The organism is Neisseria weixii (assembly GCF_002327085.1).
Taxonomy (GTDB): Bacteria; Pseudomonadota; Gammaproteobacteria; order Burkholderiales; family Neisseriaceae; genus Neisseria; species Neisseria weixii.
Genome location: NZ_CP023429.1, coordinates 301,303 through 327,899, shown reverse-complemented (window position 1 = coordinate 327,899; position 26,597 = coordinate 301,303). Strand labels below are relative to the sequence as shown.

Genomic DNA, 26,597 nt, shown 5'->3' with positions numbered 1-26,597 from the left:
TCTGTATAATCAAACCCATATTTTTGCTGGGTAAAACCTATTTTCAGACGGCCTGTTTGAAGAGCAGTCGTTCAATTATTGATTGAAAGCAAATAATGACCCAAACCCTCTTAATCGAACTCTTAACCGAAGAGCTGCCCCCCAAAGCCCTGAATAATCTGAGCAACCATTTTGCCGCTTCCATTGCCGAAGGCTTGGAAAAAGCGCAACTGATTGACGGTGAAACCGCCGTAACCGCTTATGCTTCGCCGCGCCGTTTGGCTGTGCAGGTGAAAAACGTGAAGCCTGTTCAGGCTGATCAGCAGATTGTGAAAAAAGGCCCTGCCGTAGCCAACGGCATGAAAGATGGCGCGCCGACCAAGGCTTTGGAAGGTTTTGCGCGCGGTGCGGGGCGAAGATTGAAGATTTGAAAGTGATTCACGACGGCAAGCAAGACGTGTTTGCCTATGAATTTACCCAAACCGGCCAGCCTTTGTCTGCCCTGCTCGACGACATCATCAATCAGGCTGTGAAAAAACTGCCGATTCCGAAAGTGATGCGTTGGGGCAGCAGCACCTTTACCTTTGTGCGTCCGGTGCACAGCCTGATCGTGCTGCACGGTGCCGATGTGGTGAACGCGAGCGTTTTGGGCTTACAAAGCGGCAACACCACTTTGGGCCACCGCTTCCTTTCAGACGGCGTGATCACCATTCAACAGGCCGACAGCTATGCCGAACAACTGCGTACCGAAGGCAAAGTGATTGCTTCGTTTGCCGAGCGTAAGGATGCAATTCAGACGGCCTTAAACCAACAGGCAGGCCGTCTGAACGCCACCGTAGCGGCCGACGACAGCTTATTGGATGAAGTCACCGCATTGGTGGAATGGCCGGTGGTATTGGAAGCCGGTTTTGAAGAACATTTCTTGTCCGTGCCGCAAGAATGTTTGATTCTCACCATGCAGCAAAACCAAAAATACTTCCCCCTGTTAGACACTTCGGGCAAGCTGATGAGCCGCTTCTTGCTGGTGTCCAACCTTGAAGCCGCTGATCCTTCGCACATTATTTCCGGTAACGAACGCGTGTTGCGTGCGCGCTTGGCCGATGCCGAGTTCTTCTATCAGCAAGACCAAAAAGCCACGCTGGAAAGCCGCCTGCCTAAGCTCTCGCAAGTGGTTTACCACAACAAACTGGGCAACCAAGCCGAGCGCATTGAGCGTTTGGCTGCCATCAGCCGTCACATCGCCGACAGTTTGGGCGCGGATGCCGCCGCTGCCGAGCGCGCAACCCGTTTGTCGAAAGCCGACTTGGTCACCGAAATGGTGGGCGAATTCCCTGAATTGCAAGGCACGATGGGCAAATACTATGCCCGCTTGGACAGCGAAAGCGAAGAAACCGCCAACGCCATCGAGCAGCATTACTGGCCGCGTTTTGCCGGCGACAAACTGCCTGAAGGCAAGATTGCCACCGCCGCGGCACTGGCAGACAAACTGGAAACGCTGGTCGGCATTTGGGGCATCGGCCTGATTCCGACCGGCGACAAAGACCCTTACGCCCTGCGCCGCTCGGCTTTGGGTATTTTGCGTATGGTGATGCAAAACGATTTGGACGTTAACGAGCTGGTTCAGACGGCCTTTGCCGCATTCCCGCAAGGTTTGCTCAATGCCAACACGCCGTCTGAAGTGGCCGGATTCATGCAGGCGCGCTTGGCGGTGTTGCTGCAAAATGATTATCCGCAAGACATCGTGGCCGCCGTATTGGCGAAAAATCCAAGCCGCCTGAACGATGTGGAAGCCAAACTTCAAGCCGTGGCCGCGTTTAAAGCATTGCCGGAAGCCGCTGCGCTGGCCGCTGCCAACAAACGTGTGCAAAATCTGCTGAAAAAAGCCGATGCCGAATTGGGCGCCGTCAACGAAAGCCTGTTGCAGCAAGACGAAGAAAAAGCCTTGTTTGCCGCCTCACGCGGTTTACAGCCTAAAATTGCCGCCGCTGTTGCCCAAGGTGATTTTCAGACGGCCTTAACCGAATTGGCCGCCATCAAACCACAAGTCGATGCCTTCTTCGACGGCGTGATGGTCATGGCCGACGATGCCGCCATCAAGCAAAACCGCTTGAATCTGCTGAACCAATTGGCCGGGCAAATGAATGCCGTGGCCGATATTGCTTTGTTGAGCGAATAAAGTTTGGATGATTTAAATTAAAGGCCGTCTGAAACCATAAGTTTCAGACGGCCTTTTCTATTATATTTCTCGCCTGAGACCTTTGCAAAACTCATCCGAATACCAGACATATACATAACCGCCGTCATTCCCGCGTAGGCGGGAATCCATCTGAGCACTTAAGAAACCTTTTTATTCAATAGGTTGCTTTGCTCGTAAATGGATTCCCGCCTACGCGGGAATGACGGCGGTTTTGACTTTTATTGGTAGCCAAGAAGTTTTGCAAAGATCCCAGCCTACACAAAATCGCCCCATAGCGTCTGCATAGCAGCAATAGCGGCCAGAGAAGCGGTTTCGGTACGCAATACGCGCGGGCCTAGAGTGACGGATTGAAAACCGGCGGCAAAGGCTTGCTGCTCTTCTTGCTCCGTCCAGCCGCCTTCGGGGCCGACCATAAAAATCAGGCCGTCTGAAGACGGTTGGATTTGGTTCAGCTTTTGCGCACGGTTTAAGCTCAATAATAATTTGGTTTTTTCAGACGGCATTTTCTGTAAAGCCTGACGATAAGACATCAGCGGCAACACATTCGGCACAATATTGCGGCCGCTTTGTTCGCAGGCGGAAATCACAATTTCCTGCCAACGCTCGACTTTCTTGTCGGCACGCCCGCCCTGCAGGCGCACGGTGGTGCGCTCGCTGATTACGGGCTGAATCTCGCTCACACCCAGTTCCACGCTTTTTTGCAGGGTAAAATCCATACGCTCGCCACTGGAAACGGATTGGATTAAGGTGATGTTCAGCGGGGATTCGTTGTCAGCAGGCTCTTCGCGCAATACTTCCGCGCGGGCGCGGCGCTTTTCCAAACCGAGCAACCGCGCAGGATAAACATGGCCGTTGCCGTTGAATAAAACAATCTCTTCTTCATGTTTCAAGCGCAATACATTCAAATGGCGCACAATATTATCAGGTAAGTCAAGGGTTTGGCCTGACTCAAGCGAATCGGTAAGATAAAAACGGGGCATAGTTTTCAGAATTATTAGCGTATATAATGTATCAGACAAACCGAAGCGGCCAAGCCGTATTCGGGCAAAGGCGATACCGGCACGAGCCATTCGGCCAACGCGGTAACGCTATTTTAAGCGACCTCTGCATGTTTAAGGACAAAAATTGTTACACCGATTGCAAAAACTGGTTCGTCACGTCGCCCAAACAGAAGTGATGCCGCGTTTTCTCAACACACCAGCCAGCCGCAAAACCGACGGCTCCATGCTCAGCGAAGCCGACTTGGCGGCGCAAACTGCGCTGGCCTCAGGTTTGCCGTTGATCATCGACAGGCCGATGATGGGGGAAGAAATGACCCTGCAAGAACAAATCCGTTTGTGGAACGCACACTCGGAAAGCGGCTTGTGGGTGGTTGACCCCATCGACGGCACCAATAATTTCGTCAACGGGCTGCCGCATTTTGCCATTTCCGTGGCCTACATTCAAAACGGTCGCACGCAATTGGGCGTGATTTACAATCCTGTCAGCGGCGAATGCTTTTATGCCGAACGCGGCAATGGCTCATTTTTAAACGGCACACGCCTTCCCTTGCGCCTGGTGGAAAAAAGCTTAAAAGAATCCATTGCCGGTGTAGAAATCAAATACCTGCGTTCAGGCAAACTCACCAGCCGCATGAGTACGCTCTCGCCGGTTGGCGCCAGCCGCAGCATGGGTGCAGCACAATGGATTGGTGCTATCTGGCTTGCGGCCGCTACGATGTATATGTACACGGCGGGCAGAAATTGTGGGATTATGCCGCCGGCGCGCTGATTTTTGAAGAAGCGGGCGGCTGTTTGGATACTTTGGAAGGCGATGCGTTTTGGAGTGGCGAACATGTCTTCAACCGCTCGGTTATCGCCGCACTTGAGCCCAATTTGTTCAACAAATGGCTTGCTTGGATACGCCAGAATCAATAAAGCCTTTTATCTGATTTTAATATTCGCTTAAAGCTGACAATTTACTAAAATTATTTCACTTCTTAACAGCATTTAATACTAAGAATAGTAGAATCGATTCTGCTGACAGACACTGCTCTTTTATCCCTTTTGGGCAGTGCAGCAAGTAAGACGTTTTCCCGCAATGTATTGGCCATTCATACTTCTCCCTTGGTATGAATGGTTTTTTTTGTCTGTTATTTCTCTATGCTGACGTGCCGCTTCTTAAAAATTTACCGACTTCAAATGATAAGTAATTGAAATCAATATAAACATGAAAATAAGTGTAAATACACTACGCTCTTATTTCTTATTACTGCTCGGCGCTATACTGAAAATGAAACAGATGATAACAATTACCCGCTGTCTGACAACAAAAAAGGAGACTGTATCATGTTACTCGAATACCGCAACGTTCTTGTCGCCGTCGATGGGTCACCTCAAGCAGAAAGAGCTTTCCACAAGGCCGTGGCCATTGCCCTGCGCAACCAATCGCGCTTGGTGATTGCGCACATTCTCGATCAATCGCTGATGCACATACCACGCTGCTGACGCAAAACATCTATAGAACAGCTCGAAACCGAAGCACAAACCATGTTAAACGATTATGCGAACACGCACATCAGCAAGGTGTCGGCGAAGTGGATTTAATTTTGCAATCCGGCAATCCGAAACAGCTTTTGTCGGAAGACATTCCGCAACGTGAAAACATCAACCTGATTGTTTTGGGCGCAACCGGTTTGAATGCTTTGGAACGTATGCTGGTTGGCTCATCATCTGAATATATTGTCCAACATGCCCAAACTGATGTATTAGTAGTGCGCAGTGGCGCATAATCGATTTCCATCACTTAAAGCCGTTTCAAACGGCCTGTCTCTCAAAATCAATTTTGCCGCAGAATCGGTCAAAATTTAGACTTAAATTAATGAAAGGCCGTCTGAATCTGAATTATGATAAAAAACAAACCCAAGAAAAACATCTTTATGACATTTTATCTTTTATATATTTACCAAAGATAACGTATGAACGAATATAAAAACATTTTGGCCGGTATCGATGGCCCCCGCAAGCAGAAGCAGCCTTGAAAAAAGCGACTGCCATCGCCCAACAAAACGGCACGCGCCTGACGATTGTGCATATTGTCGAAGAAATCAAATCATATCGTGCAGCGTCATTTCATGACGGCACACAAATCCAAATTCAGGATCAGGCACAAGAATTGATCAACGGCTGCGCCAAACGCTGTGTCGAATCGGGCTGTACCGATGTGATTTGCATCGTTGAGCAAGGCAACCCAAAAGCCTTGCTTGCCATTGATATTCCATCGCGTGAAAAAGTGGATTTAATTGTTACCGGCGCCACCGGCTTGAACGTATTCGAGCGTTTGATGATTGGCTCGTGCGCCAGCTACATTATTGAACACGCTGAAGCTGATGTGCTGGTGGTACGCAATTAATTAATAACACATCAGGCCGTCTGAACCATTTACCGAAGCAGCCCTTAGGTTAATGTATTTCAGACGGCCTTTTCTTATGCCTGAAAAACCCGCATTAATAACTTCCTGATATTTAGCAATTTACGAAATGTCACATACAATAGCTGAAATATTGATTTCACAAAAGGAGGATGTATGGCGCACGCGAACAAACAAACGGGCATTAACCGTTTTCTCAACATCGTCGAACGACTGGGCAATATTCTTCCCAATCCGGTGGTATTGTTTTTAGCCTTGATTATTGCACTGCTGATTTTGTCGGCAGTGGGGGCGTATTTTGACGTGAGCGTGATTGACCCACGCCCTGAAGGCACCAAAGGCCGCGCCGAAGACGGCATGATTCGCGTGATTAACCTGCTCAACGGCGAAGGCTTGGCCAAAATCGTCACCCATCTGGTGAGCAACTTCACCAGCTTCGCGCCTTTGGGTACGGCCTTGGTGGCCTTGCTCGGTGTGGGCATTGCTGAAAAATCCGGCTTGATTTCATCAGCCATGCGCGCCATCGTATTGAATGCACCGAAACGCTTGGTGACCTTAGCGGTGGTATTTGCGGGTGTGATGTCCAACATCGCGGCGGAACTGGGCTATGTGGTGATTATTCCTTTGGCTGCCATGGTGTTCTATTCGCTCGGCCGCCATCCTTTGGCCGGTATCGCCGCTGCGTTTTCCGGCGTTTCGGGCGGCTACAGCGCGAATTTATTAATCGGCACAGTGGATCCAATTTTGTCGGGCATTACCCAATCTTCTGCACAATTGATTGCACCGGATTATTTGGTCGGCGCACAAGCCAACTGGTATTTTATGGCGGCCAGCACCTTTTTGGTAGCCGGCCTCGGATTTTTGATTACCGATAAATTAATCGAGCCACGCTTGGGTGCATACGACAAATCCGAAGGTGACGGAAGCGCGGAAGGCATGAGCATTGAACAATTAAACGCGCAAGAGAAAAAAGGCTTGCGGGCGGCATTTGCCACAATTTTGGTGCTACTCGGCCTAATTGCCGCTGCCAGTCTGCCCGAAGGCGCGCCATTGCGCAATCCTGAAACGGGTGATTTGATGAATTCGCCGTTGATGTCGGGTATTGTGGCGTTGATTTTCGTGTTCTTCGCCCTCTCCGGCTTGGCTTACGGCAAAGTAGCGGGGACGCTGAAAACCAGTTCCGACGTAGTGGACGGCATGGTCAGTTCCATGCGCTCGATGGCGATTTACCTGACACTGATTTTCTTTGTGTCGCAATTCGTCGCCTACTTCGGCTGGAGCAACTTAGGCCCGATTCTGGCGGTGAAAGGTTCGGAATTTTTAAAAGAGATCGGCTTGAGCGGTGGCTTGTTGTTTGTATTCTTCGTCATCATCTGCGGCCTGATTAACCTGATGATTGCCTCATCTTCGGCGCAATGGGCAGTAACCGCACCGATTTTCGTGCCAATGCTGATGTTGGCCGGTTACGCACCGGAAATGATTCAGGCGGCCTACCGCATCGGCGATTCAGTCACCAATATTATCACACCGATGATGCCGTTCTTCAGCTTGACCTTGGCCATCGCCATCCGCTACAAAAAAGATGCGGGCGTAGGTACTTTGGTTTCTCTAATGCTGCCCTACTCAATTGTCTTTGCCATCGGCTGGACGATTTTGTTCTACGTGTGGGTATTCATATTGGGCTGGCCAGTCGGTCCGGGTTCGGCAACGTATTACCAGCCTTAAGGTTCGAGGTTTAATGACAAGGCCGTCTGAAAGAAAGATAAAGTGGCGCATTGGCTGCTTTAGTTTTCAGACGGCCTGAGGCCTTTGCAAAACTGCCTGAAAAGCCACTGCACAAAAAATCGACGTCCTTTCCGTGCAGGCGGGAATCCATTTTTGAACATGGCAAACTATTGAATAAAATAACTTACTTAAATGTTAAGATAGATTTCCGCCTGTGCGGGAATGACGGCCGTTTGAGCGTTTATTGATGGCTCATGAAGTTTTCAAAAGATCTCGACCTAACCTAATTAATATTCACGAAAATACAAAAAGGCCGTCTGAACCTTTTGCGTTCAGACGGCCTTTCCTTATCCCAATAATTTTTTATGTTGCCGAGATTATTTGCTGCCCCACACGTCATCAACAATACTGCGAATCAGCGCCAATTTTTTCCATTGGTCTTCTTCGGTCAATTCATTGCCTTCTTCGGTAGAAGCGAAACCGCATTGCGGGCTGAGGCACAATTGGTTGATGTCAACATATTGCGTGGCTTCTTTAATGCGCTCGATGATTTCTTCTTTGGCTTCCAACTCGCCTGATTTTGAGGTAATCAAACCCAACACGACTTGTTGGTCTTTAATGAAGCGCAACGGTTTGAAGTCGCCGGCGCGGTCGCTGTCGTATTCCAAGAAGAAGCCGTCAACGTTGCAGCCGCCGAACAAGATTTCCGCTACCGGCTCGTAACCGCCGCTGGAGAACCAAGTCGAACGGAAATTACCGCGGCAGATGTGCATGGTCACGACCATGTCTTGCGGCAAGGCGGCGCGGATGTCGTTCAGCATTTTTACATATTTACGCGCGATGTCGTCTAAATCCAAGCCTTGTGCTTGGTATTTGGCGCGTTTTTCTTCCGAACAGAATTCGCCCCAAGAGGTGTCGTCTAATTGCAAAATGCGGCAGCCCTCGGCATACAGCGCATTACCTGCGTCGATATAGGCTTGGGTGATGTCGGCAAACAACAATGCTTCGTTGTCTTGATAGCGCTCAATTAATTGCGGATTCGGTGTGCGCACGCAGGTAATCAGGTGCAGCATGCTTGGCGACGGAATAGTGAATTTCATCGGATAATCGCCCGCTTCGGCTTTCAGGGATTTGAAGTGATTGATAAACGGGTGTACTTTCGGAAATTCGATTTTGTCGGTGATTTTCAACGTAATCGGGCGCATGTGCGCTTGGAATTGGGTGCTGTATTCTTCGGCTTCCACCAATTCCACGCCCAATAATTCAAACAGGAAATCCAAGTGCCACCATGTGCGGCGGAATTCGCCGTCGGTCACGTTCGGCAGGCCGACTGCTTTTTCTTTGGCCACCAATTGGCTCACTTCAGCGTGTTCCACTTGGTGCAATTGTTCGGTCGAACACCCGCCGCACGCGCATTGGCTGCGGGCTTTTTTCAAAGCCTCAGGGCGCAAAAAACTGCCGACGATGTCGAAACGGAAAGGGGCGCGGTCGCGTAAAGTCGCGTTTGGGAAAAGTGTGCTCATGATGATCCTTTTTTCAGGTAACGGTTTTATAGTTAACGTTTGAGTATAACAGACTCTGCCGGTTTTCAGACGGCCTGCGAAATAAAGGCCATCTGAAAAATCAGCATGTTGGGATGAATCTTTTTCATACAAAATATCAAGGCCGAGATTTTTGCAAAGCTTCCGATAACACAAACAACACTAAACTGACGTCATTCCCGCGCAGGTGGAAATCCCTCTTCAAATTCGAGAAGCCTATTTTATCCAATAGTTTCTTATCATCGACAATGGATTTCCGGCTACAAGAAAATGCAGTGTTCAGCATTGATTGGCTACTGCCCGTTTTTTACAAAGGTTAAAAGGCCGTCTGAACAATAATCCTTTCAGACAGCCTTATCCCAATCCGACCTTAACCGGTATTACGCAAACCTTGCGCCACGCCGTTGATGGTCAAATGCACCATCAGCAAAGCATGACGGTTGTTCGGATCTTTACGCAAGCGCTTGAGCATGGCCACTTGCAAGCCGTTTAAGGCATTCAGATACGGAATGCGCAAGGCCAGCGAGCGCGCCAGGCTGCGGTTGTCACTCAACAGCTCGGTGGTTTGCAGGATATCCAGCAGGGCTTTACGGCTGCGCAGGTATTCGGCTTTAATCATTTGGAAAATGGCCGCGGCTTTTTCGGGCGTTTCGCTCAATCCGGCATAGTCTTCCGCCAAAGTGATGTCGGTTTTGGCCATCACCTGCTCCATGTTCGACAGCATGGCTTGGAAGAACGGATTGTTTTTCGCGTGGTCCTGCATCGCCGCCATGCTATCCGGATCTTGCCGGCACAAGGTTTCGACCGCGCTGCCGAAACCATACCAAGCCGGCAGCATCAGGCGGTTTTGCATCCATGAGAACACCCACGGAATCGCACGTAAATCCTGAATCCGCGCCAAAGTTTTACGACTGGCCGGACGGCTGCCCAAATTCAGCGTGGCGATTTCCTGAATCGGGCTGGTTTGCAGGAAGTAATCGATGAAATCTTCATGCGTAATCAGCTCGCGGTAATACTTGAAGGAAATGTCCGACAAGGCTTGCATGAGTTTCGGATCAGGATCTTTGCGGTCGGGCAGCAAAGTCGCTTCCAACGTGGCCGCCACCAAGGTTTCCAGATTGCGGCGGGCGTTGCTCGGGTCGGCATATTTGGCGGTAATCACTTCGCCCTGCTCGGTAATACGGATTTGCCCCGCTACCGAACCGGCGGGCTGCGCCAAAATCGCTTGGTAAGACGGACCGCCGCCGCGACCCACGCTGCCGCCACGGCCGTGGAACAGGCGCATGCGTACATCGTATTTCTTGAACAAATCCACCAAGCCCAACTCTGCCTGATACAGACACCATGAACTGGTCACATAGCCGCCGTCTTTGTTGGAATCGGAATAGCCCAGCATGATTTCTTGGAGGTTGTCGCGGCTCATCACCAGCTCGCGATACCATTTCAAGCTGAACATTCTGTCCATCACGGGACAGGAGTTTTCCAAGGCTTCGATGGTTTCAAACAACGGCACAATATTCATACGGCTCTTCGGTTTGCCATTTTCAATCAGCAACAGACCGCATTCCTGCAGCAGCAAGGCCAAGGCCAGCAAATCGCTCGGCTGCTCGCAGTTGGAAATGATACTTTGGGTAATCGCCTGTTCGCCGAATTCGTCTTTGATTTTGCGTGCTTCGGAAAAAATCGCCAGTTCTCGGCGGGCATGCTCACTATAAGTAATAAACGGGCTGTACAGCGGACGTTGGTGCTGCAATTCGCGCAGCAACACGGCTTGTTTTTCTTCTTCCGACAAATTGGCATAATCTTCCAAACCCGCATGCCGGAACAATTCCGCCACCACATCGCCGTGTTTTTCAGCGTGTTGGCGCAAATCCAACGGCATCATATTGAAACCGCACACCGATGCAATGCGGATTAAATCGGCCAAACGGCCTTCTGCCATCAAGGCGCTGCCGTTGTCGCGCAACGAGCGTTGCAGCTTTTGCAAGTCGGCAATAAATTCCTGCACATTGGCATACGGTTGGCCAAAACCGAAATGGCAGCCCATGCCCAAACCCAATGAACGCGCTTTGCCCATCACACGGGCCATGATGTAAGCAATGGCGCGGCGGTAAGGCTCTTCCAAACGGGCAATTTCTTCGTCAGGCGACTCATCCGACATTGCCATCACGTCGTCATTCACTTTCACTCGGCGGGTGGACAATGGCAACTCGTGATACAGCTCGTCCAATTCGCCGCGATAGCAGCGGAACACCGCATCGGCATGGCGGGTAAACGCATGGCGCAGGGTTTCGGCGGTCACAAACGGATTACCGTCGCGGTCGCCGCCGATCCAGCCGCCGATTTTCAGAATATCCGGCACTTCCACATCAGGATAGGCCGTCTGAAAATCACGTTCCATGCCACGGTAGAGTTTCGGCAGCGCCTCAAAAAAGCTCATCGGGAAAATGTTGACGCCGTTGTTGATTTCGTCGTTCACGCTCAACTTATATTGACGCGTTTCGCTGGTTTGCCACAAGCCCAGCAAAATGGTTTCGATGTCGCGGCGCAAATCGGCCAACGATTCGGCATTGGTGCAACGTTCGCGCTGCGGCAATAACGCACGGATGCGGCGGTTGAAGCGCAATACCGATTGGCGTTGTACTTCGGTCGGATGCGCGGTCAATACGGCAGTGACATTGGTTTCGTTTAATTGTTTTTGTACCGTTTTGCCGTCAACCTTATTGGCACGCAGTTTGCGCACGGTTTCGGCCAAGCTGCCGTCGGCAGTATTGTGGCCGGCATCTTCATGCACTTGACGGCGGCGCTCGTGGTGTACGTCTTCGGCAATGTTCAAAATCTGGGCGAATAAACCGCAAGCCAAGGTCAAATCATGTGCCTGCTGCTCATCAAGCTGCGGCAAAACCTTCTCAATCAGCGCACCGGTATCGTCAGATGTGGATAACTGCTTCACAATTTCCACCACCAACGGCGATGCTTCTTGGTGCAGCAGATTGAACAGGCATTGTTTCAAAAACTCGGCATCGGCGGCCAGCGCCGCGTCTTTCGGGTTATTCAGAATATGAAGCTGCATATTTTTCTCTCTTATTTCAAGCTTAGACGATTCCATTGTATAGCAGGATTGGGAAAACCGCTACAATGATAATAATGCCGTTTACAGCAAGCCATACGCCTGTTTCTTTTCACATAAGGCGGTTTTTGTTTCATTATTAATATCGCGATATGTTGCAGATTTTCAGACGGCCTGATGATTATCCAATCCGCGTAAACCCTATTCCCTAAGTCAAAAATAGCTTAAAATGCCACCATTCACGCATTGATAAACAAAACCGGCTTCGGCCGGCACATTTCAGGAAACGACGATGTTAGACTTGACCCACTTAAACGAAAACAACGAAGCCCACATGGTGGATATTTCCGGCAAGGCTTCCACCTCCCGCACCGCCCGTGCCAGCGGCGTGATCAACATGAGCCCGCAAGCCATCGGCATCTTAGCCGACAATGCCGCACAAAAAGGCGACGTATTGGGCGTGGCGCGCGTGGCCGCAATTCAGGCTACCAAGCAAACCGGCTTTTTGATTCCCTTATGCCACCCGATTTCACTCACCCACGTGCGCGTGGATTTTGATGTCGATGTCGAACTGGCGCGTGTAAAAGCCACCGTTACCGCCACCACCGAAGGCCAAACCGGCGTAGAAATGGAAGCGCTTACCGGCGTCAACATCGCGCTTCTGACCATTTACGACATGATGAAAGCCATCGACAAAAGCATGACCATCACCCAAATCCATTTGGAAGAGAAAACCGGCGGCAAAAGCGGTAATTTCCTGTTTAACAACGATTTTGAAAACATCGATTACTAAACTGCGCTAAATATCGGTTCCCCATTCTGCCAAGTCTGCACGGTTGCTTTATAATCGGTGCAGACTTTTTTCTTACTCAAAAGGCCGTCTGAAACATTTCAGACGGCCTCAAGCGATACCATGAACGATGCCCAACTCTTACGCTTCAGCCGCCATATTCTGCTAGACGAAATCGGTATTGAAGGCCAAGAAAAATTATTGCAATCCCATGCCGTGGTGGTCGGCTGCGGCGGACTCGGTGCTGCCGCGCTGCCCTATCTCGCCGCTGCCGGCATCGGCCGCCTGACCATCGCCGATTTTGACACCATCGACGACAGCAACCTGCAACGCCAAATCATGTTCACCGAAGCCGACATCGGCCGCAGCAAAGCCGAAGTGATGGCAGGCCGTCTGAACGCGATCAACAACGCGGCCGACATCACCGTCATCACCGAAGCGCTCGATGAAACACGCCTCACCGACTTGCTGCAACACGCCGACATCGTCTTGGATTGCTGCGACAATTTCGCCACCCGCCAAGCCGTCAACCGCGCCAGCGTCGCCACGCGCACGCCTTTGGTTTCCGGTGCGGCAGTGCGCTTTGAAGGCCAGCTTGCCGTATACCGCCCCGACTTGCCCGGCTCGCCCTGCTATGCCTGCCTGTTTGACGGCGATTCCGCCAGCGACGGTGCCTGCGCCTTATTCGGCGTATTCTCGCCTTTGGTCGGCATCATCGGCACCAGCCAAGCCGCCGAAGCCTTAAAAATCCTGATGGGCAGCGGCACCGCCCAACACGGCTGCCTGCGTGTGTATGACGGTTTATCGGGCGATTGGCAAAAATTCGACTTCGAGAAAAACCCTGATTGCCGTGTCTGCGGGAAACATTGATTTAAATATAAAATAGGCCGTCTGAAAAAGATTGAAACAACGCTTTTCAGACGGCCTATTTTTTTATAACAACCGACGAGAATCAATATTCCGCCGAATGCCAAAACGGCTGCCCCACGGTAGGCGTACTCGCCCTAGCCTGTTCGCGCGCTTGCACCGGTTCGGCTTCGAAAGCAGCTCGTCCGGCTTCGGTAGCCAGTGCAAACGCACGCGCCATGTTCACCGGATCGCCCGAGCGCGACACGGCGGTGTTGAGCAACACGCCGTCAAAGCCCCACTCCATCACCTGCGCCGCTTGCGACGGCAAACCCAAGCCGGCATCGATAATCAGCGGCGTATCGGGCAAGCGTTCGCGCAACACTTTCAGCGCATATTCATGCACCACGCCAAGCCCGTGCCAATCGGCGCCGCCCATGGCATCAGCACCTGGCAACCGGCATCAAGCAAACGGCGGCAGGCGATTAAATCTTCGGTGCAATACGGCAGCACTTTAAAGCCGTCATCAATCAGGATTTTGGCCGCCTCAACCAATTGGAACACATCCGGCTGCAAAGTATCGTCGTCGCCGATTAATTCCAATTTAATCCAATCGGTTTCAAACACTTCCCGCGCCATGTGCACCGTGGTCACGGCTTCTTGCACGCTTTGGCAGCCGGCGGTATTGGGCAAAACCGGCACCTTCATTTGCTGAAGCAAATCCCAAAAGCCCTGTCCGTGCGCCTCACCTGCCGATCCGGCGCGGCGCAGCGACACGGTAATCATGCCGGGTTTGGCCGCTTCGACCGATTGGCGCAATACCTCCGGCGTCGGATAAGCCGCGGTGCCGAGTAACAGGCACGAAGCAAACGATTCTTCATAAAGATTCAACATGATGTTCCTTTCCGCTTCAGCCGCCGACCACCGGCCGCACAATATCGACCGCATCGTTTTCATTTAATAGCGTTTGCCCATACACGCCTTTAGACACAAATTGCGTGTTCACCGCCACGGCAAACGGCTTCGCAGGCTCGACCGCCGCCACCAAATCGGACACGTTTTTTCCTGAAAATTCAAAATCTTCGCCGTTAAGTTTAATGTTCATGCCAACTTTCCTTCAGGCCGTCTGAAATGTTTCAGACGGCTTATTCATCCCACAAGGCCTGAAACGCTTTCACCGCTGCTTCCGGGTCTGCCGCTTCAGTGACCGCACGCACCACGGCCAACGAGGCCGCACCCGTTGCCAACACTTCGCGTGCGTTATCCAAATCAATGCCGCCAATGGCCACTACCGGCGTATCGCCTGCCTGCTGCACATATTGGCGCAGATTATCCAAGCCTTGCGGCGCAGTCGGCATTTGCTTGGTGGTGGTCGGGAAAATCGCCCCGCTGGCGGCATAGCTCGGGTTCACTGATAAGGCGCGGTCGAGCTCGCTCACCGAATGCGTGCTCAAACCTAAGCGTAATCCGGCGGCTTCGATGGCGGCCAAATCGGCGGTATCCATGTCTTCCTGCCCCAGATGCACGCCATACGCGCCCGCTTTCACCGCCATTTCCCAATGGTCGTTGATGAAAAGCTGGGTATCGCTGCCTCGGCAGGCGGCAACGCAGCGTTCGATTTCGCGGTATAAGGCATCGCCGCTCAATTCTTTATTGCGCAGCTGTACCGTATCCGCACCGGCTTTTACCATACGTCCGACCCAGTCGGCGGTCGGAACAACTGCATAAAATTTCAAAGGTTTAACTAATTTTGGGAACTGCATTTTGGGTTTCCTTATAGGGGTTTCAGACGGCCGCTAGGCGCACGTAATCCAAGCCGGTTCCGGCATCGGATTGGACAATCGCGCCGCCGCCGAACAAATTGACCGCCAAGCGCACTGCCGCGCCTGCCACCGCCGGTGAAATCATAAAACCATGGCGGAATAGGCCGTTTACTTCAATCAAACGCGATGCCTCATGATAACGGATTTCCGGATTATGGTGGTGTAAAGTCGGGCGCAGGCCGACAGCAATTTCGCGGATTTCAGCCTCGCCAAAAGCGGGGTGCACCGCATACAGTGCCGACAACAACTCCAAACCCGAACGCACGCTGGCCGGCGCATTGCTTTCGCTTTCCAACTGGGTCGCACCGATCACAAACAGATGATTTTCCTTCGGCGCAATATAGAGCGGATAACGCGGATGCAGCAGGCGTACCGGGCGGTTCAGGCTGACTTCGGGGCATAAACGCGTGCCACTTCGCCGCGCACACCGCGCAAACGGCTCGGTTCAGACGGCCTGTTCCAACGCGTTTTGGCACCATAACCGCGACAATCGATAATGCCGTCAAATCCTTGCAAATCAGCCACTTCACGCGATTCTTGCTAATGGCAATGCACACCGATGCCTTCCAGCGTATCGGCCAGCGACACCAGCACTTGGCGGTTGTCCAACTGGCCTTCTCCGGGCAAATACAGGCCGTCTGAAAAACGGCCGGCCAGTTGCGGCTCATGAGCGGCAATATCGGCGGCATACCAGCGTACAGTCGGGTTTTGCCCTTGATTGGCGCGGCTTAAGCGCTGCTGAAAATCACGCGACAAAGGCTTATCCTGCCCATGCCACACAATCAGGCTGCCGTTTTCCTGATGGAACACCGGCGTTTTCAAACGGCCTGTGATATCGCGCCACAAATCCATGCTTTGCCGCCCGAGCTCCACCACCAACGGTGTGGCTTCCACCGATTCGGCCAAAGGCGCGAGCATGGCCGCCGCCACATAAGCCGCCGCCTGCTCGCCCGTGCGCGTACCCTTATCAAACAGCGACACTTCAAAGCCTTGCTGCGCCAAACCCCATGCGGTGAAACGACCCGACAAGCCGCCGCCCAATACTGCGATGTGTTTCATCTTTTGCTCTTTTTTGATCGAAAAATGACTGTATGTCATTGTAAATAATTTAGTGATGCGGATAAAGGCCGTCTGAATGAATTTTGAAATGTATCAAGGGTTTAGTAAGATTGATTGAGCTATGATTGAAGATTGATGTTATTTTAAAGTTTGCGCTTCATGGCCGCGCTGCCACCTACTTTTCTTTGCTTCGCCAAAGAAAAGTAGGCAAAAGAAAGGCGGCCGCAGTTGCAGGTTCGCCCTTTGGGGCGAACTTCCCTCACTACGCAGGATTTTGGCAGCAGGCTCGAACTCGCTGCCTTTGGGCAGCTCAAACACCGAGCTTTTATCCTGCCAAAACCCTACTCCATTCGGCTGCGCCAGCGGATTGACTGTAGGCTCTAAAAGTTTCTGCCAGGCAAAATTTAATTATCTGAAATACTGAATTAATAACCCTAACCGCATTCTAGAAATTTCAACCTGTTAAACCCTTTCAGACGGCCTGTTTTCTTTGCTATGATAAACCTTTCCCTTCTCACTTACCCACCATCATGACCCTGCTTGACACCGCCCGCCGCTATTCTCCGTTTCTCGCCCGTAATTTGGATTCAGGCCGTCTGAACGCGGACGTTTTTCAGCCCATGCTGCACAAAGTTTTAAGCATGGAAGATTTCCAAGCCTTTGCCGATTGGGACAAAATCCGCGCCGATGAAAACGAAGAAGAGTTGGCCAAGCAATTGCGCGAGTTGCGCCGCTATGTGGTGTCGCAAATCATCGTGCGCGATGTGAATCGTTTGAGCGATTTGGACGAAGTCACGCGCACAATTACGCTGTTTGCCGATTTTGCCATCAATATGGCGCTGGATTTTTCCTATGCCTATTACCAAGACATGTACGGCACGCCCATCGGCCGCTACACGGGCGGGCCGCAGCATTTGAGCGTGGTGGCGATGGGTAAGGCCGGCGGTTACGAGTTGAACGTGTCTTCCGACATTGATTTGATTTTTGTGTATCCCGAATCGGGCTCAACCGACGGCAAGCGTGACCGCGACAATCAGGAATTTTTCACACGCGTGGGCAAGAAGCTGATTGCGCTGTTGAATGACGTCACCGCCGACGGCTGGGTATTCCGCGTCGACATGCGCTTGCGGCCTGATGGTGATTCGGGCGCATTGGTATTGAGCGAAACCGCCTTAGAACAATATTTGATTCAGCAAGGGCGCGAATGGGAGCGCTATGCGTGGTGCAAAGGCCGCGTGGTGACACCGTATCCCAATGATATTAAGGATTAATCCGTCCGTTTGTATTCCGCAAATATTTGGACTACAACGCCTACAGCGCCATGCGCAGCCTCCACCGCCAAATCCGCAACGAAGTCAGCAAAAAAGGCTTGGCGGATAATATAAAACTCGGTGCCGGCGGTATCCGCGAAGTCGAGTTTATCGCACAGATTTTCCAAATGATACGCGGCGGCCAAATGCGTGCGCTGCAATTAAAAGGCACACAGGAAACACTGCTGAAACTGGAAGAATTGGACATTATCCCGGGCGAACAAGTTGCCGTGCTGCTGGAAGCCTACCGCTTTTTGCGCGATGTGGAACACCGCCTGCAATATTGGGAAGACCAGCAAACGCAAACCCTGCCGACCACGCCCGAGCAGCAGCAATTGCTGGCCGAAAGCATGGGCTTTGCCGATTACGCCGCTTTTTCAGACGGCCTAAACGCCCACCGCAGCCGCGTGAATGCTTTGTTCAACGAAATTTTGAGCGATTCCGAAAGTGAAGTCACCGAAAGCAACCACGAATGGCTGTGGGCTTGGCAGGAAGCACCCGATGAAGATGAACGCGCCCACCGCTTAAACGAACACGGCTTCCATGCCGGCAGTGTAGCCGCACGCCTCGACCAATTGCGCGGCAGCCACAAATACCGCCATTTGTCGGCGCAAGCCCAGCCGCGCTTTGATGCGATTGTGCCCGCCTTTATGCAGGCCGCCGCCGCGCAACCCAATCCTACCGACACCTTTATACGTCTGATGGATTTTCTGGAAAACATCAGCCGCCGTTCGGCTTATCTCGCCTTTATCAACGAACACCCGCAAATCCTGCAGCAACTGGCCGAAATCATGAGCCAAAGCTCGTGGGTGGCCGCTTATCTCACACAATACCCGATTCTGCTCGATGAGCTGATCAGCACCCAACTGCTCGAAACCGATTTCGATTGGACTAAGCTGGCCGCCGAGCTTTCAGACGGCCTCAACAACTGCAAACACGACACCGAAGCGCAAATGGACATCCTGCGCCATTTCCAACACGCCCAGCTGTTCCGTTTGGCGGTGCAGGATTTGGCCGGCTTGCGGACGATTGAAGCCCTCTCCGACGAACTCTCCGCACTGGCCGACACCGTGATTGCCGCCGCGCTGCCGTTTGTGTGGGCAGATATGCCGAAAAAACACCGCGACACACCGCAATTTGCCGTCATCAGCTACGGCAAACTCGGCGGCAAAGAATTGGGCTATACCTCGGATTTAGACTTGGTTTACCTGTTTGACGACAACGATCCCGAGGCGCAAGACGTGTATATCCGCTTTGCCCGCCGCCTGACCAACTGGCTTTCCACCCCTACTGGTGCGGGTACGCTCTACGATGTCGATGTGCGCCTGCGCTCCAACGGCGACAGCGGTTTTCTCGCCCAAAGCGTGGCCGCGTTTGAAAAATACCAACGCGAAAACGCTTGGACATGGGAACACCAAGCCCTTACCCGCGCCCGCTTTATCTGCGGCATGCCCGAAATTCAGACGGCATTCGACCGCATCCGCACCGATATTCTCACCACCGAGCGCGACACTGCCAAACTGGCACGCGAAATCATCGGCATGCGCGAAAAAATGTTCCCCAGCCATCCGCCCGTCGACAGCAACGTCAAATACGCGCGCGGCGGCGTGGTCGATGTCGAATTCATCGTGCAATTCCTGATTTTGGCACACGCCCGCCAACACCCCGAATTGCTCGACAACTACGGCAACATCGCCCTTTTGAACATCGCCGCCGACTGCGGTTTGATCAACAAACAACTGGCCGGACAAAGCCGCACCGCCTACCGCTTCTACCGCCAACAGCAGCACAACACCAAGCTGCGCGATGTCGGCAAAGTGGAAGTGAATGATGTGTTGCTGGGGCATTATGACAGCGTTCGGAAGCTGTGGCTGGCGGTGTTTGGGGAAGAGGCGAAAACGTGTTACGCAGCCTGAGACCTTTGCAAAATCTCATGAACCATCAAGAAAAACCAAAACAGCCGTCATTTCCGTAAAGGCGGGAATCCATTTTAAAATTTCAGAAACTTATTTTATTCAATGGCTTGCCAGGCTCAAAAATGGATTCCCGCCTGCGCGGGAATGACGTCGATTCTTGGTGCCGTGGCTTTTCAGGGAGTTTTGCAAAGGTCTCAGCCTAAATAAAAGCCGCCGGAAAATTATTTTCAGGCGGCCTTCTTACATCATTCAGCTTAGAAAAAGGTTTTCAATGATACCCATCGACTTTAATTTAGCATTTGGTACCATAGGAAATTCTTCCTTAATCAGATTATGAACTTTATCTAACCATTGATAATTTTCACTGGTCTGACTGATTAAATACCACAACACCAACATTCTCGGGTATAAACGTTTTCTGCTTTCTTCCGATAAATTCCATTGATTAAAAAATACGTTGTCCAATATTTCAATCGGGTTACCTTTTCGGTTCCATACCCGGGAATGATGCGCAGACTGATTCCGCACAATGTTGATTTCATTTAACCAGTTAATCAATACAGCTGTATTATCCACATTAAACCGCTTAGCGGTTTCATTCTGATGCCGTCTTTTCAGCATAGAAAAATACTTGGAAAGCATGCCGAAATCCCATGTCTCCACCACTGCCCAAAATGGTAAAGGTTTGTTCTCTTTCTTATGCCATAACACAAAATCATCCCGACTGCTGTTGATTTTTTCTTTCAGCTTTTGCTGCCATTGGGCATAGCGGTCTTCAAATTTAGGATTGATTACCTGCTTATCCAGATATGCTAAAGGATTTGTCCTACTCATTTCATGAGCAAGAACTGTACGGAAATGGACTTCAAATCTTTCAATAATATCCAGCAAAAGCAAACGTAATTTTTTATCAAAAATATACAGACGATAAATTTGAATAAAATCACAATCAGACAGGAATTTCCCGGAAAGCTGCGGATTATCCTTTGATGGCTCTCTTGCAATATAGCCAGAATCCCGACAACCGGTAATAGCCTACCTGTGTCAATTTCTTTTTCGCATATCCCTCATCAGAAATCATCATTTCACGCTGTCGCAGCAATGAAATCAATTCATCATATTCTTTAAAGGGTTTTGTTGTCATGGGTAAACTCAGATAAGACAAGGGGCTAGTGTAGCCGGCCGATAAAGTTTCCTTTAACGCCGACCATTGACTAGCCCACGATTGCTGTGAATTATATAAGAATTTGTTTAACGGAACAAGGCTGTCTGAAAAATACCTTTTCAGACAGCCTCTCTCTTTCCTTCAACCCCGCTTACGCATTCAGCAAGCTTTCGTCCAAAGTCAAATCTTCATTTTTATTCACGGCCACTTTGCGCACCAACACGTTTTGGGCAATGTCTTGCGCTTCGGTGAGCGAGTGCATTTGATAAGTGCCGCATTGGTATTCGTTCAATTCGGGAATTTTGCTTTGGTCTTGCACGTTCAACACACCGTTCATCGAAGCCAGCCATGCGTCGGCCACTTGGCTTTCAGACGGCGCGCCGATGAGGCTCATGTAAAAACCGGTGCGGCAGCCCATCGGCGAAATGTCGATGATTTCCACATCGTCGCCGTTCAAATGGTCGCGCATGAAACCGGCAAACAAATGCTCCAGCGTGTGAATGCCTTTTTCCGGCAAAATTTCTTCGTTCGGAATGCAGAAGCGCAGGTCGAACACGGTAATGGTGTCGCCTTTCGGGTGGTCATGGTTTTGGCCACGCGCACGGCAGGGGCGTGCATGCGTGTGTGGTCAACTTTGAAGCTGTCTAATAAAGGCATGGTTTTTCCTTACTTAAATGTCGGTATTTGAAATGATTGGGGCACTCGGTTTATAACGCCGCCACGGCAACGTCTTCGCCCGAAGCCGCGCTCAAGGCCTCGTTTAATACGGTGAAAAATTCGCTGTTGTCGCGGGTGGACAACCATTGGCCGTTTTTTTCGGTGAAGTGATAACCGCCGCTTTTGGCTGCAATCCACAATTCCTGATTGGGCGTATGGCGGTTGACGATAATCTGCGTACCGTCGCCGGCTTCGATGGTCAATACGTTTCCGGCAAATTGGCAGTCGAAATCCCAGCCGTTTTCATCGATTTGGTCTTCGATGTGGCTGAACAATTCTTCCGTGTGGCGGATAAATTCACTCTCGGTCATCATGGCTTTTTGTGTGTTTTTTGTTTAAGATACTCAATCTTGCCACATTCACGCTCAACACGAAAGTTTTCCCATGAAATCCTGCGTATTTTTATCGGTTGCGGCGGCGGTTTTACTGTCGGGCTGCGGTTACAAAGGCGATTTGTATCTGCCCAAAGAAGGCGACAAAGCGCGTTTCGGCGTGATTCAGACCGGCCTCGAATTTAACCGCAACGCCAAAGAACCCACCTCCCAATCACCAGATTAAACGATTATGACACTTTACTGCGAACAAGTCCCCCACACTCATTTGGCCGAAGAATTCGGCACACCGCTGTATGTTTACAGCCAAGCCGCGCTGACTGAAGCATTTGCCGCCTACACTTGCGCCTTTTCCGCGCTCGACCCGCTGATTTGCTATGCGGTCAAAGCCAACGGCAATTTAAGCATCATCAAACACTTTGCTGCTCTGGGCAGCGGCTTCGACATCGTATCCGGCGGCGAACTGGCACGCGTGTTGGCAGCCGGCGGCGATGCCGCGAAAGTGATTTTTTCCGGTGTCGGCAAAAGCGAAGCCGAAATCGAATTTGCGCTCAATGCCGGTGTGAAATGCTTCAATATGGAAAGCATTCCCGAAATCGACCGCATTCAAAAAGTAGCCGCCAAACTCGGCATCACCGCGCCGGTTTCCCTGCGCGTTAACCCCGATGTCGATCCGAAAACCCACCCGTATATCTCCACCGGCCTGAAAGCCAACAAATTCGGCATTGCCTACGCCGATGCCTTGGCGGCCTACCAACACGCCGCCAAACAGCCGAATCTTAAAATCGTCGGCATCGACTGCCACATCGGCTCACAGCTCACCGATTTAAGCCCGTTGGTCGAAGCCTGCGAGCGCATTTTGCTGCTGGCCGATACCTTGGCCGAACACGGTATTGTCTTGGAACACTTAGACTTAGGCGGCGGCGTGGGCATTGTTTATAAAGATGAAAACGTGCCGGATTTGGCTGCCTATGCCGCCGAAATCCAACAACGCTTGGCCGGCCGCAACTTGAAGCTGATTCTCGAACCCGGCCGCAGCTTGGTCGGCAATGCCGGCACCTTACTCACGCGCGTGGAATTTGTTAAAACCGGCGAAGAGAAAAACTTCGTGATGGTCGATGCCGCCATGAACGACCTCATGCGCCCTGCCCTTTACGACGCTTACCACCACATTGAAAACGTCGAGCAAAAAGACATTCCCCCGTTTACCGCCGACATCGTCGGCCCGATTTGCGAAACCGGCGACTTCCTCGGCAAAAACCGCCCAATCGCCTGTGAAGCCGGTGATTTACTGGCTGTACGCAGCGCAGGTGCATACGGCGCCAGCATGGCCAGCAACTACAACACCCGCAACCGCGCAGCGGAAGTGCTGGTCAACGGCAGCGAAGCCAAACTCATCCGCCAACGCGAAACCTCGGAACAGCAAATGGCCAACGAATTGGCTTGTTTGTAAGGGTTTGATGTTTACAACGAAAAGGCCGTCTGAAAGTAGCATTCCACTTTCAGACGGCCTTTTCATGAGTTTCAAAACATCAATTTAATAATGTGGCGGAATCTCATCGCGCAAACTGTATGCCTCGCGCTCGCCATTCGCCCCCTTATCCTGCATTTTCTGATACAGCACCCGCATTTGCGCCTGCTGCAAATCCAGCGTTTGCTGCATTTTGGCGATGGTATCGCTCAAGCTGGCCATCAGATCGTCTTGCAAGGCAGTCTGAATTTCCAGCTCGATGATACGGTTTTCCAAATCTTCCATCACAACACCATGGCAGCAATCCAGCCGGCAATCATCAGCGGGATATTGTAGTGGATAAAGGTTGGCACCACAGAATCACGGATATGGTCATGTTGCCCGTCTACATTTAAGCCCATGGTCGGGCCGAGTGTGGAATCCGACGCAGGCGAACCGGCATCGCCCAGCGCACCGGCGGTACCAATCAAGGCAATGGTAGCCAGCGGCGAAAAACCCAAGCTCATGCACAGGGGCACATAAATCGCGGTAATAATCGGCAGGGTTGAAAACGATGAACCGATACCCATTGTGACCAGCAAGCCGACCAAGAGCATGGTGAATGCGGCCATGCCTTTGCTGCCGCCGAACGCGGTCATGCTGCCGTCGACCAGCGGCTGAATGTCGCCGGTTGCTTTCATCACGGCAGCAAATCCTTGTGCGGCAATCATCACAAAGCCGATCATCGCCATCATTTTAATACCCGCGCCGAACACATCATTGGCATCGCTGCGTTTTACCACGCCCAAGGTCATGAATACAGCAAAGCCCAGCATCGCGCCCAACAGCAAGGCATCGTCATAAATCAACTGAATGGCGAAACACACGGCAATCGCCACGGCAGCTACCAAGCTGCGGTAAGACGACGGCTCAGGCTGTTTGGTGCTGGCATCGTTGTTATCGGTGTCGATTTGGCTGTTTTGATATACGCGCGGTTTGCGGTAGTGGACAAACGCCAATACCAAGCCGCTGACCATGCCCAATGCCGGAATCGCCATCGCCTGCATCACGTTCAAACCGTCGGTGTTCAAGCCGGCAGATTTAATATTGCTCAGCAGAATTTCGTTCAAGAAAATCGCGCCGAAACCATACGGCAGGAACATATACGTCGTGACCAAACCGAACGTCAATACGCAGGCCAGCAGACGACGGTCAAGCTGCAGGCGGTTGAACACCAAAAGCAGCGGCGGCACAATCATCGGGATAAACGCAATATGAATCGGCACCACGTTCTGACTCATAATCCCCATCACCAGCAATACTAGCAGCAATGCCCATTTAACCGGGTTGCCGCTGCGGTTGACCTGATCCGGCACACCGCCGTTATTCAACTTACGCACCACGGCACCGGCCAATTGCTGCGGCAGACCCGAATGGGTAATCGCCATCGCAAAAGCGCCCAGCATGGCATACGACAGCGCAATTTTCGCACCGCCGGCCAAACCGTTTTGGAACACGGTAATAATACCCTCTTGCGACACCGCACCGGCGGCATCTTTCAAATCAGCCAACGGCATACCGGCAAGCAAACCACCGGTAAAAGCGCCAATCACCAAACTCAGTACCACGTGCACCCTGGCCAGCGACAAGGCCAGCATCACCACTACTGCAATTACAACGGCATTCATGCCTTTTCTCCGTTTTTGTCGTAAAGAAACAGCTTCTTGATGGAACATCAAAAAGGAAATGTTATCATAACATAAATTTACATCGGCATAACAGATAAGGCAATAAAATGCCAAGATAACAAAGGCCGTCTGAAATTTCAGACGGCCTTTGTTTGGCAATTGATGTTCGGTTTATTAACACCGTATCAATTGTCCGATCATTAATCCCAATCGCGGTGATGGCGGCGGTATTTGGCATATTTTTTGTGTTTCTTGTATTTCTTATCCGACACTTTGTAATGGCGGTAGCCGCGGCTTTCTTTCTGTTCCATTTTTTTGTTGTGGTAGGCATAAGCGTTACCGGCCAAGCCTCCTGCTGCTGCGCCGAGCAACATACTTTGGCCGTCGCCGCCCAAGGCTCCGGTCAACACCGCACCGGCCGCTGCACCGACAATAGTGGCTTTGGTTTGATTCGACGTACCGCGCGCGTGTACGGCGGTACTCGGCAACACCAATGCCGCCGACATCAGTGCTACGGCACAATATTTTTTGTATGAAGTCATGTCAGGCCTCCTTCTGCTCGGTCATTTTTCATCACACATACTACAGTGAATGTATGCCTATTATGCCCATTCTTGACCGATTCGTTCTTATAGATTGGGCAAAAGCAGGTAAGTCTCGGTAAACCGTGCCAACTGGAAATATTTACTTGATGTGACTTTCAGACGGCCTGTCTTGATTTCATGCCGTCTGAAATCAGGCAGACCATTGGCCTGAAGTAATGCGGTCAAGTCCGGCCAAATCTTGTAAAGTATTTATTTTCACAAATCCGTTCGCCTTCAAAATTTCCCGTGCCGCCCGGCCTTGATTATAGCCGTGTTCCAACAGCAACCAGCCGCCGTTTTTCAAATACTGCGGCGCACCGGCCGCCAATTCGCGGATACAGCTTAGTCCGTCTGAAAAATCGGTCAGCGCTGCCGGCGGCTCGAAACGCAAATCGCCTTGCTGCAAATGTTCGTCTTCTGCTTCGATGTAAGGCGGGTTCGACACAATCACATCATAGCTATACGGTTCAGACGGCCTGTCCACGTCAAACCACGAGCCTAACGAAAACTCTACCGCTGCCTCCAAATACTGTGCATTACTTTGTGCGGTTTGCAATGCGCCGCTACTGATGTCGGAAGCGCGCACCTCTGCATCCGGCCGCTCAAGTGCGATGGTGACGGCAATCGCGCCGCTACCGGTGCCCAAGTCCCACACCTTGCCGCCTTGCGGCAAATGTGCCATTACCGCTTCGACCAAATGTTCGGTCTCGTGGCGCGGAATCAACACATGCGGATTAACCATAAACATGCGCCCGTAAAATTCGCGTTCACCCAAAATATAGGCCATCGGCTCGCCGTCCAGACGACGTTGTGCCACTGCCTCCAATTTTGCTGCGGTTTCAGACGGCATTTCGGCATCGCCCTGCGTAACCAACTGCACGCGCGAGTAGCCCGTGATGTATTGCAGCAACATGCGCGCTTCGTTTTTCGGCAGCGCAGATTGGCGCAACCATTGTTCTAAAGTCATTTCAGACGGCCTTTTCATTCAACTGCTGCC

At 51.5% G+C, this 26,597-nt stretch carries 18 protein-coding genes and 7 pseudogenes; 11 read left to right on the top strand and 14 right to left on the bottom strand.

Annotated elements, in window-relative coordinates; genetic code table 11:
- The first annotated feature begins 92 nt into the window (after positions 1-92).
- Positions 93-2,155: pseudogene (gene glyS, locus CGZ65_RS01720) on the top strand (glycine--tRNA ligase subunit beta).
- Between the two features lie 275 nt (positions 2,156-2,430).
- Here glyS and CGZ65_RS01715 read toward each other — a convergent pair.
- Positions 2,431-3,156 (bottom strand): 16S rRNA (uracil(1498)-N(3))-methyltransferase, encoded by a 726-nt coding sequence (locus tag CGZ65_RS01715; RefSeq protein ID WP_096294583.1) that lies wholly within the window; start codon positions 3,154-3,156, stop codon positions 2,431-2,433.
- 145 nt (positions 3,157-3,301) lie between these two features.
- On the opposite strand from CGZ65_RS01715, the pseudogene CGZ65_RS01710 reads away from it, so the two are divergent.
- The 5 genes and pseudogenes from CGZ65_RS01710 (at position 3,302) to CGZ65_RS01695 (ending at position 7,309) form a co-directional block, all read left to right on the top strand.
- Positions 3,302-4,092 (top strand): annotated as a pseudogene (locus tag CGZ65_RS01710) (inositol monophosphatase family protein).
- A 411-nt stretch (positions 4,093-4,503) separates the two neighbouring features.
- Positions 4,504-4,662, top strand: a complete 159-nt coding sequence (locus tag CGZ65_RS14530) for a universal stress protein (protein WP_198345321.1) — start codon at positions 4,504-4,506, stop codon at positions 4,660-4,662.
- A complete protein-coding gene (locus CGZ65_RS14525) occupies positions 4,602-4,946 on the top strand; it encodes a universal stress protein (protein ID WP_332457941.1) in 345 nt (114 codons plus the stop codon). The genes CGZ65_RS14530 and CGZ65_RS14525 overlap by 61 nt, the downstream gene beginning before the upstream one ends.
- 239 nt (positions 4,947-5,185) lie before the next feature.
- Positions 5,186-5,566 (top strand): annotated as a pseudogene (locus CGZ65_RS01700) (universal stress protein); the annotation flags it as partial.
- Positions 5,567-5,740: 174 nt separating this feature from the next.
- Positions 5,741-7,309, top strand: coding sequence for an AbgT family transporter (locus CGZ65_RS01695; RefSeq protein WP_096294581.1), 1,569 nt, complete (start codon positions 5,741-5,743; stop codon positions 7,307-7,309).
- A 377-nt stretch (positions 7,310-7,686) separates the two neighbouring features.
- Here CGZ65_RS01695 and CGZ65_RS01690 read toward each other — a convergent pair whose 3' ends face one another.
- Positions 7,687-8,832 carry a 5-methyltetrahydropteroyltriglutamate--homocysteine S-methyltransferase gene (locus CGZ65_RS01690; protein ID WP_096294580.1) on the bottom strand — a complete coding sequence of 382 codons (1,146 nt, stop codon included), beginning with the start codon at positions 8,830-8,832 and terminating at the stop codon, positions 7,687-7,689.
- A gap of 388 nt (positions 8,833-9,220) precedes the next feature.
- The gene (gene ppc / locus CGZ65_RS01680; RefSeq protein ID WP_096294578.1) at positions 9,221-11,923 is read right to left on the bottom strand and encodes a phosphoenolpyruvate carboxylase; all 2,703 of its coding nucleotides are present in this window, start codon (positions 11,921-11,923) and stop codon (positions 9,221-9,223) included.
- 289 nt (positions 11,924-12,212) lie between these two features.
- Here ppc and moaC point away from each other — a divergent pair, with 289 nt between their 5' ends.
- Complete coding sequence (moaC, locus tag CGZ65_RS01675; protein WP_096294577.1) at positions 12,213-12,713, top strand: cyclic pyranopterin monophosphate synthase MoaC; 501 nt, start codon at positions 12,213-12,215, stop codon at positions 12,711-12,713.
- A gap of 120 nt (positions 12,714-12,833) precedes the next feature.
- Positions 12,834-13,580, top strand: coding sequence for a HesA/MoeB/ThiF family protein (locus CGZ65_RS01670; protein ID WP_096294576.1), 747 nt, complete (start codon positions 12,834-12,836; stop codon positions 13,578-13,580).
- A gap of 82 nt (positions 13,581-13,662) precedes the next feature.
- Here the strand turns inward: CGZ65_RS01670 and CGZ65_RS01665 are convergent.
- From CGZ65_RS01665 to CGZ65_RS01650, 4 genes and pseudogenes are all read right to left on the bottom strand, one after another.
- A pseudogene (locus tag CGZ65_RS01665) lies at positions 13,663-14,450 on the bottom strand (thiazole synthase).
- Between the two features lie 16 nt (positions 14,451-14,466).
- Positions 14,467-14,661, bottom strand: coding sequence for a sulfur carrier protein ThiS (gene thiS / locus CGZ65_RS01660; protein WP_096294575.1), 195 nt, complete (start codon positions 14,659-14,661; stop codon positions 14,467-14,469).
- 40 nt (positions 14,662-14,701) lie between these two features.
- Positions 14,702-15,319 (bottom strand): thiamine phosphate synthase, encoded by a 618-nt coding sequence (gene thiE / locus CGZ65_RS01655; protein WP_096294574.1) that lies wholly within the window; start codon positions 15,317-15,319, stop codon positions 14,702-14,704.
- 22 nt (positions 15,320-15,341) lie between these two features.
- Positions 15,342-16,438: pseudogene (locus CGZ65_RS01650) on the bottom strand (FAD-dependent oxidoreductase).
- 530 nt (positions 16,439-16,968) lie between these two features.
- On the opposite strand from CGZ65_RS01650, the pseudogene glnE reads away from it, so the two are divergent.
- Positions 16,969-19,664 (top strand): annotated as a pseudogene (gene glnE, locus CGZ65_RS01645) (bifunctional [glutamate--ammonia ligase]-adenylyl-L-tyrosine phosphorylase/[glutamate--ammonia-ligase] adenylyltransferase).
- A 249-nt stretch (positions 19,665-19,913) separates the two neighbouring features.
- Here glnE and CGZ65_RS01640 read toward each other — a convergent pair.
- The 3 genes and pseudogenes from CGZ65_RS01640 to cyaY all read right to left on the bottom strand — a co-directional run bounded on the left by CGZ65_RS01640 (position 19,914) and on the right by cyaY (position 21,860).
- The gene (locus CGZ65_RS01640; protein WP_269768637.1) at positions 19,914-20,669 is read right to left on the bottom strand and encodes an Abi family protein; all 756 of its coding nucleotides are present in this window, start codon (positions 20,667-20,669) and stop codon (positions 19,914-19,916) included.
- Between the two features lie 311 nt (positions 20,670-20,980).
- A pseudogene (gene luxS / locus CGZ65_RS01635) lies at positions 20,981-21,486 on the bottom strand (S-ribosylhomocysteine lyase).
- 50 nt (positions 21,487-21,536) lie between these two features.
- Positions 21,537-21,860, bottom strand: coding sequence for an iron donor protein CyaY (gene cyaY / locus CGZ65_RS01630; RefSeq protein ID WP_096294573.1), 324 nt, complete (start codon positions 21,858-21,860; stop codon positions 21,537-21,539).
- Positions 21,861-21,930: 70 nt separating this feature from the next.
- Here cyaY and lptM point away from each other — a divergent pair, with 70 nt between their 5' ends.
- Positions 21,931-22,104: an LPS translocon maturation chaperone LptM gene (gene lptM, locus CGZ65_RS01625; protein ID WP_096294572.1), complete on the top strand. Its 174-nt coding sequence runs from the start codon at positions 21,931-21,933 to the stop codon at positions 22,102-22,104.
- 6 nt (positions 22,105-22,110) lie between these two features.
- Entirely contained in the window at positions 22,111-23,331 is a 1,221-nt protein-coding gene (gene lysA, locus CGZ65_RS01620) for a diaminopimelate decarboxylase (protein ID WP_096294571.1), read from the top strand.
- Between the two features lie 84 nt (positions 23,332-23,415).
- Here the strand turns inward: lysA and CGZ65_RS01615 are convergent, their stop codons facing one another.
- The 4 genes from CGZ65_RS01615 to prmC form a co-directional block, all read right to left on the bottom strand.
- Positions 23,416-23,634, bottom strand: coding sequence for a SlyX family protein (locus tag CGZ65_RS01615; RefSeq protein ID WP_096294570.1), 219 nt, complete (start codon positions 23,632-23,634; stop codon positions 23,416-23,418).
- Positions 23,634-25,016: a Na+/H+ antiporter family protein gene (locus tag CGZ65_RS01610; RefSeq protein WP_096296060.1), complete on the bottom strand. Its 1,383-nt coding sequence runs from the start codon at positions 25,014-25,016 to the stop codon at positions 23,634-23,636. The genes CGZ65_RS01615 and CGZ65_RS01610 overlap by 1 nt, the downstream gene beginning before the upstream one ends.
- A gap of 200 nt (positions 25,017-25,216) precedes the next feature.
- Positions 25,217-25,558: a glycine zipper domain-containing protein gene (locus CGZ65_RS01605; RefSeq protein ID WP_096294569.1), complete on the bottom strand. Its 342-nt coding sequence runs from the start codon at positions 25,556-25,558 to the stop codon at positions 25,217-25,219.
- Positions 25,559-25,751: 193 nt separating this feature from the next.
- Positions 25,752-26,567, bottom strand: a complete 816-nt coding sequence (gene prmC, locus CGZ65_RS01600; RefSeq protein WP_096294568.1) for a peptide chain release factor N(5)-glutamine methyltransferase — start codon at positions 26,565-26,567, stop codon at positions 25,752-25,754.
- Positions 26,568-26,597: the final 30 nt, after the last annotated feature.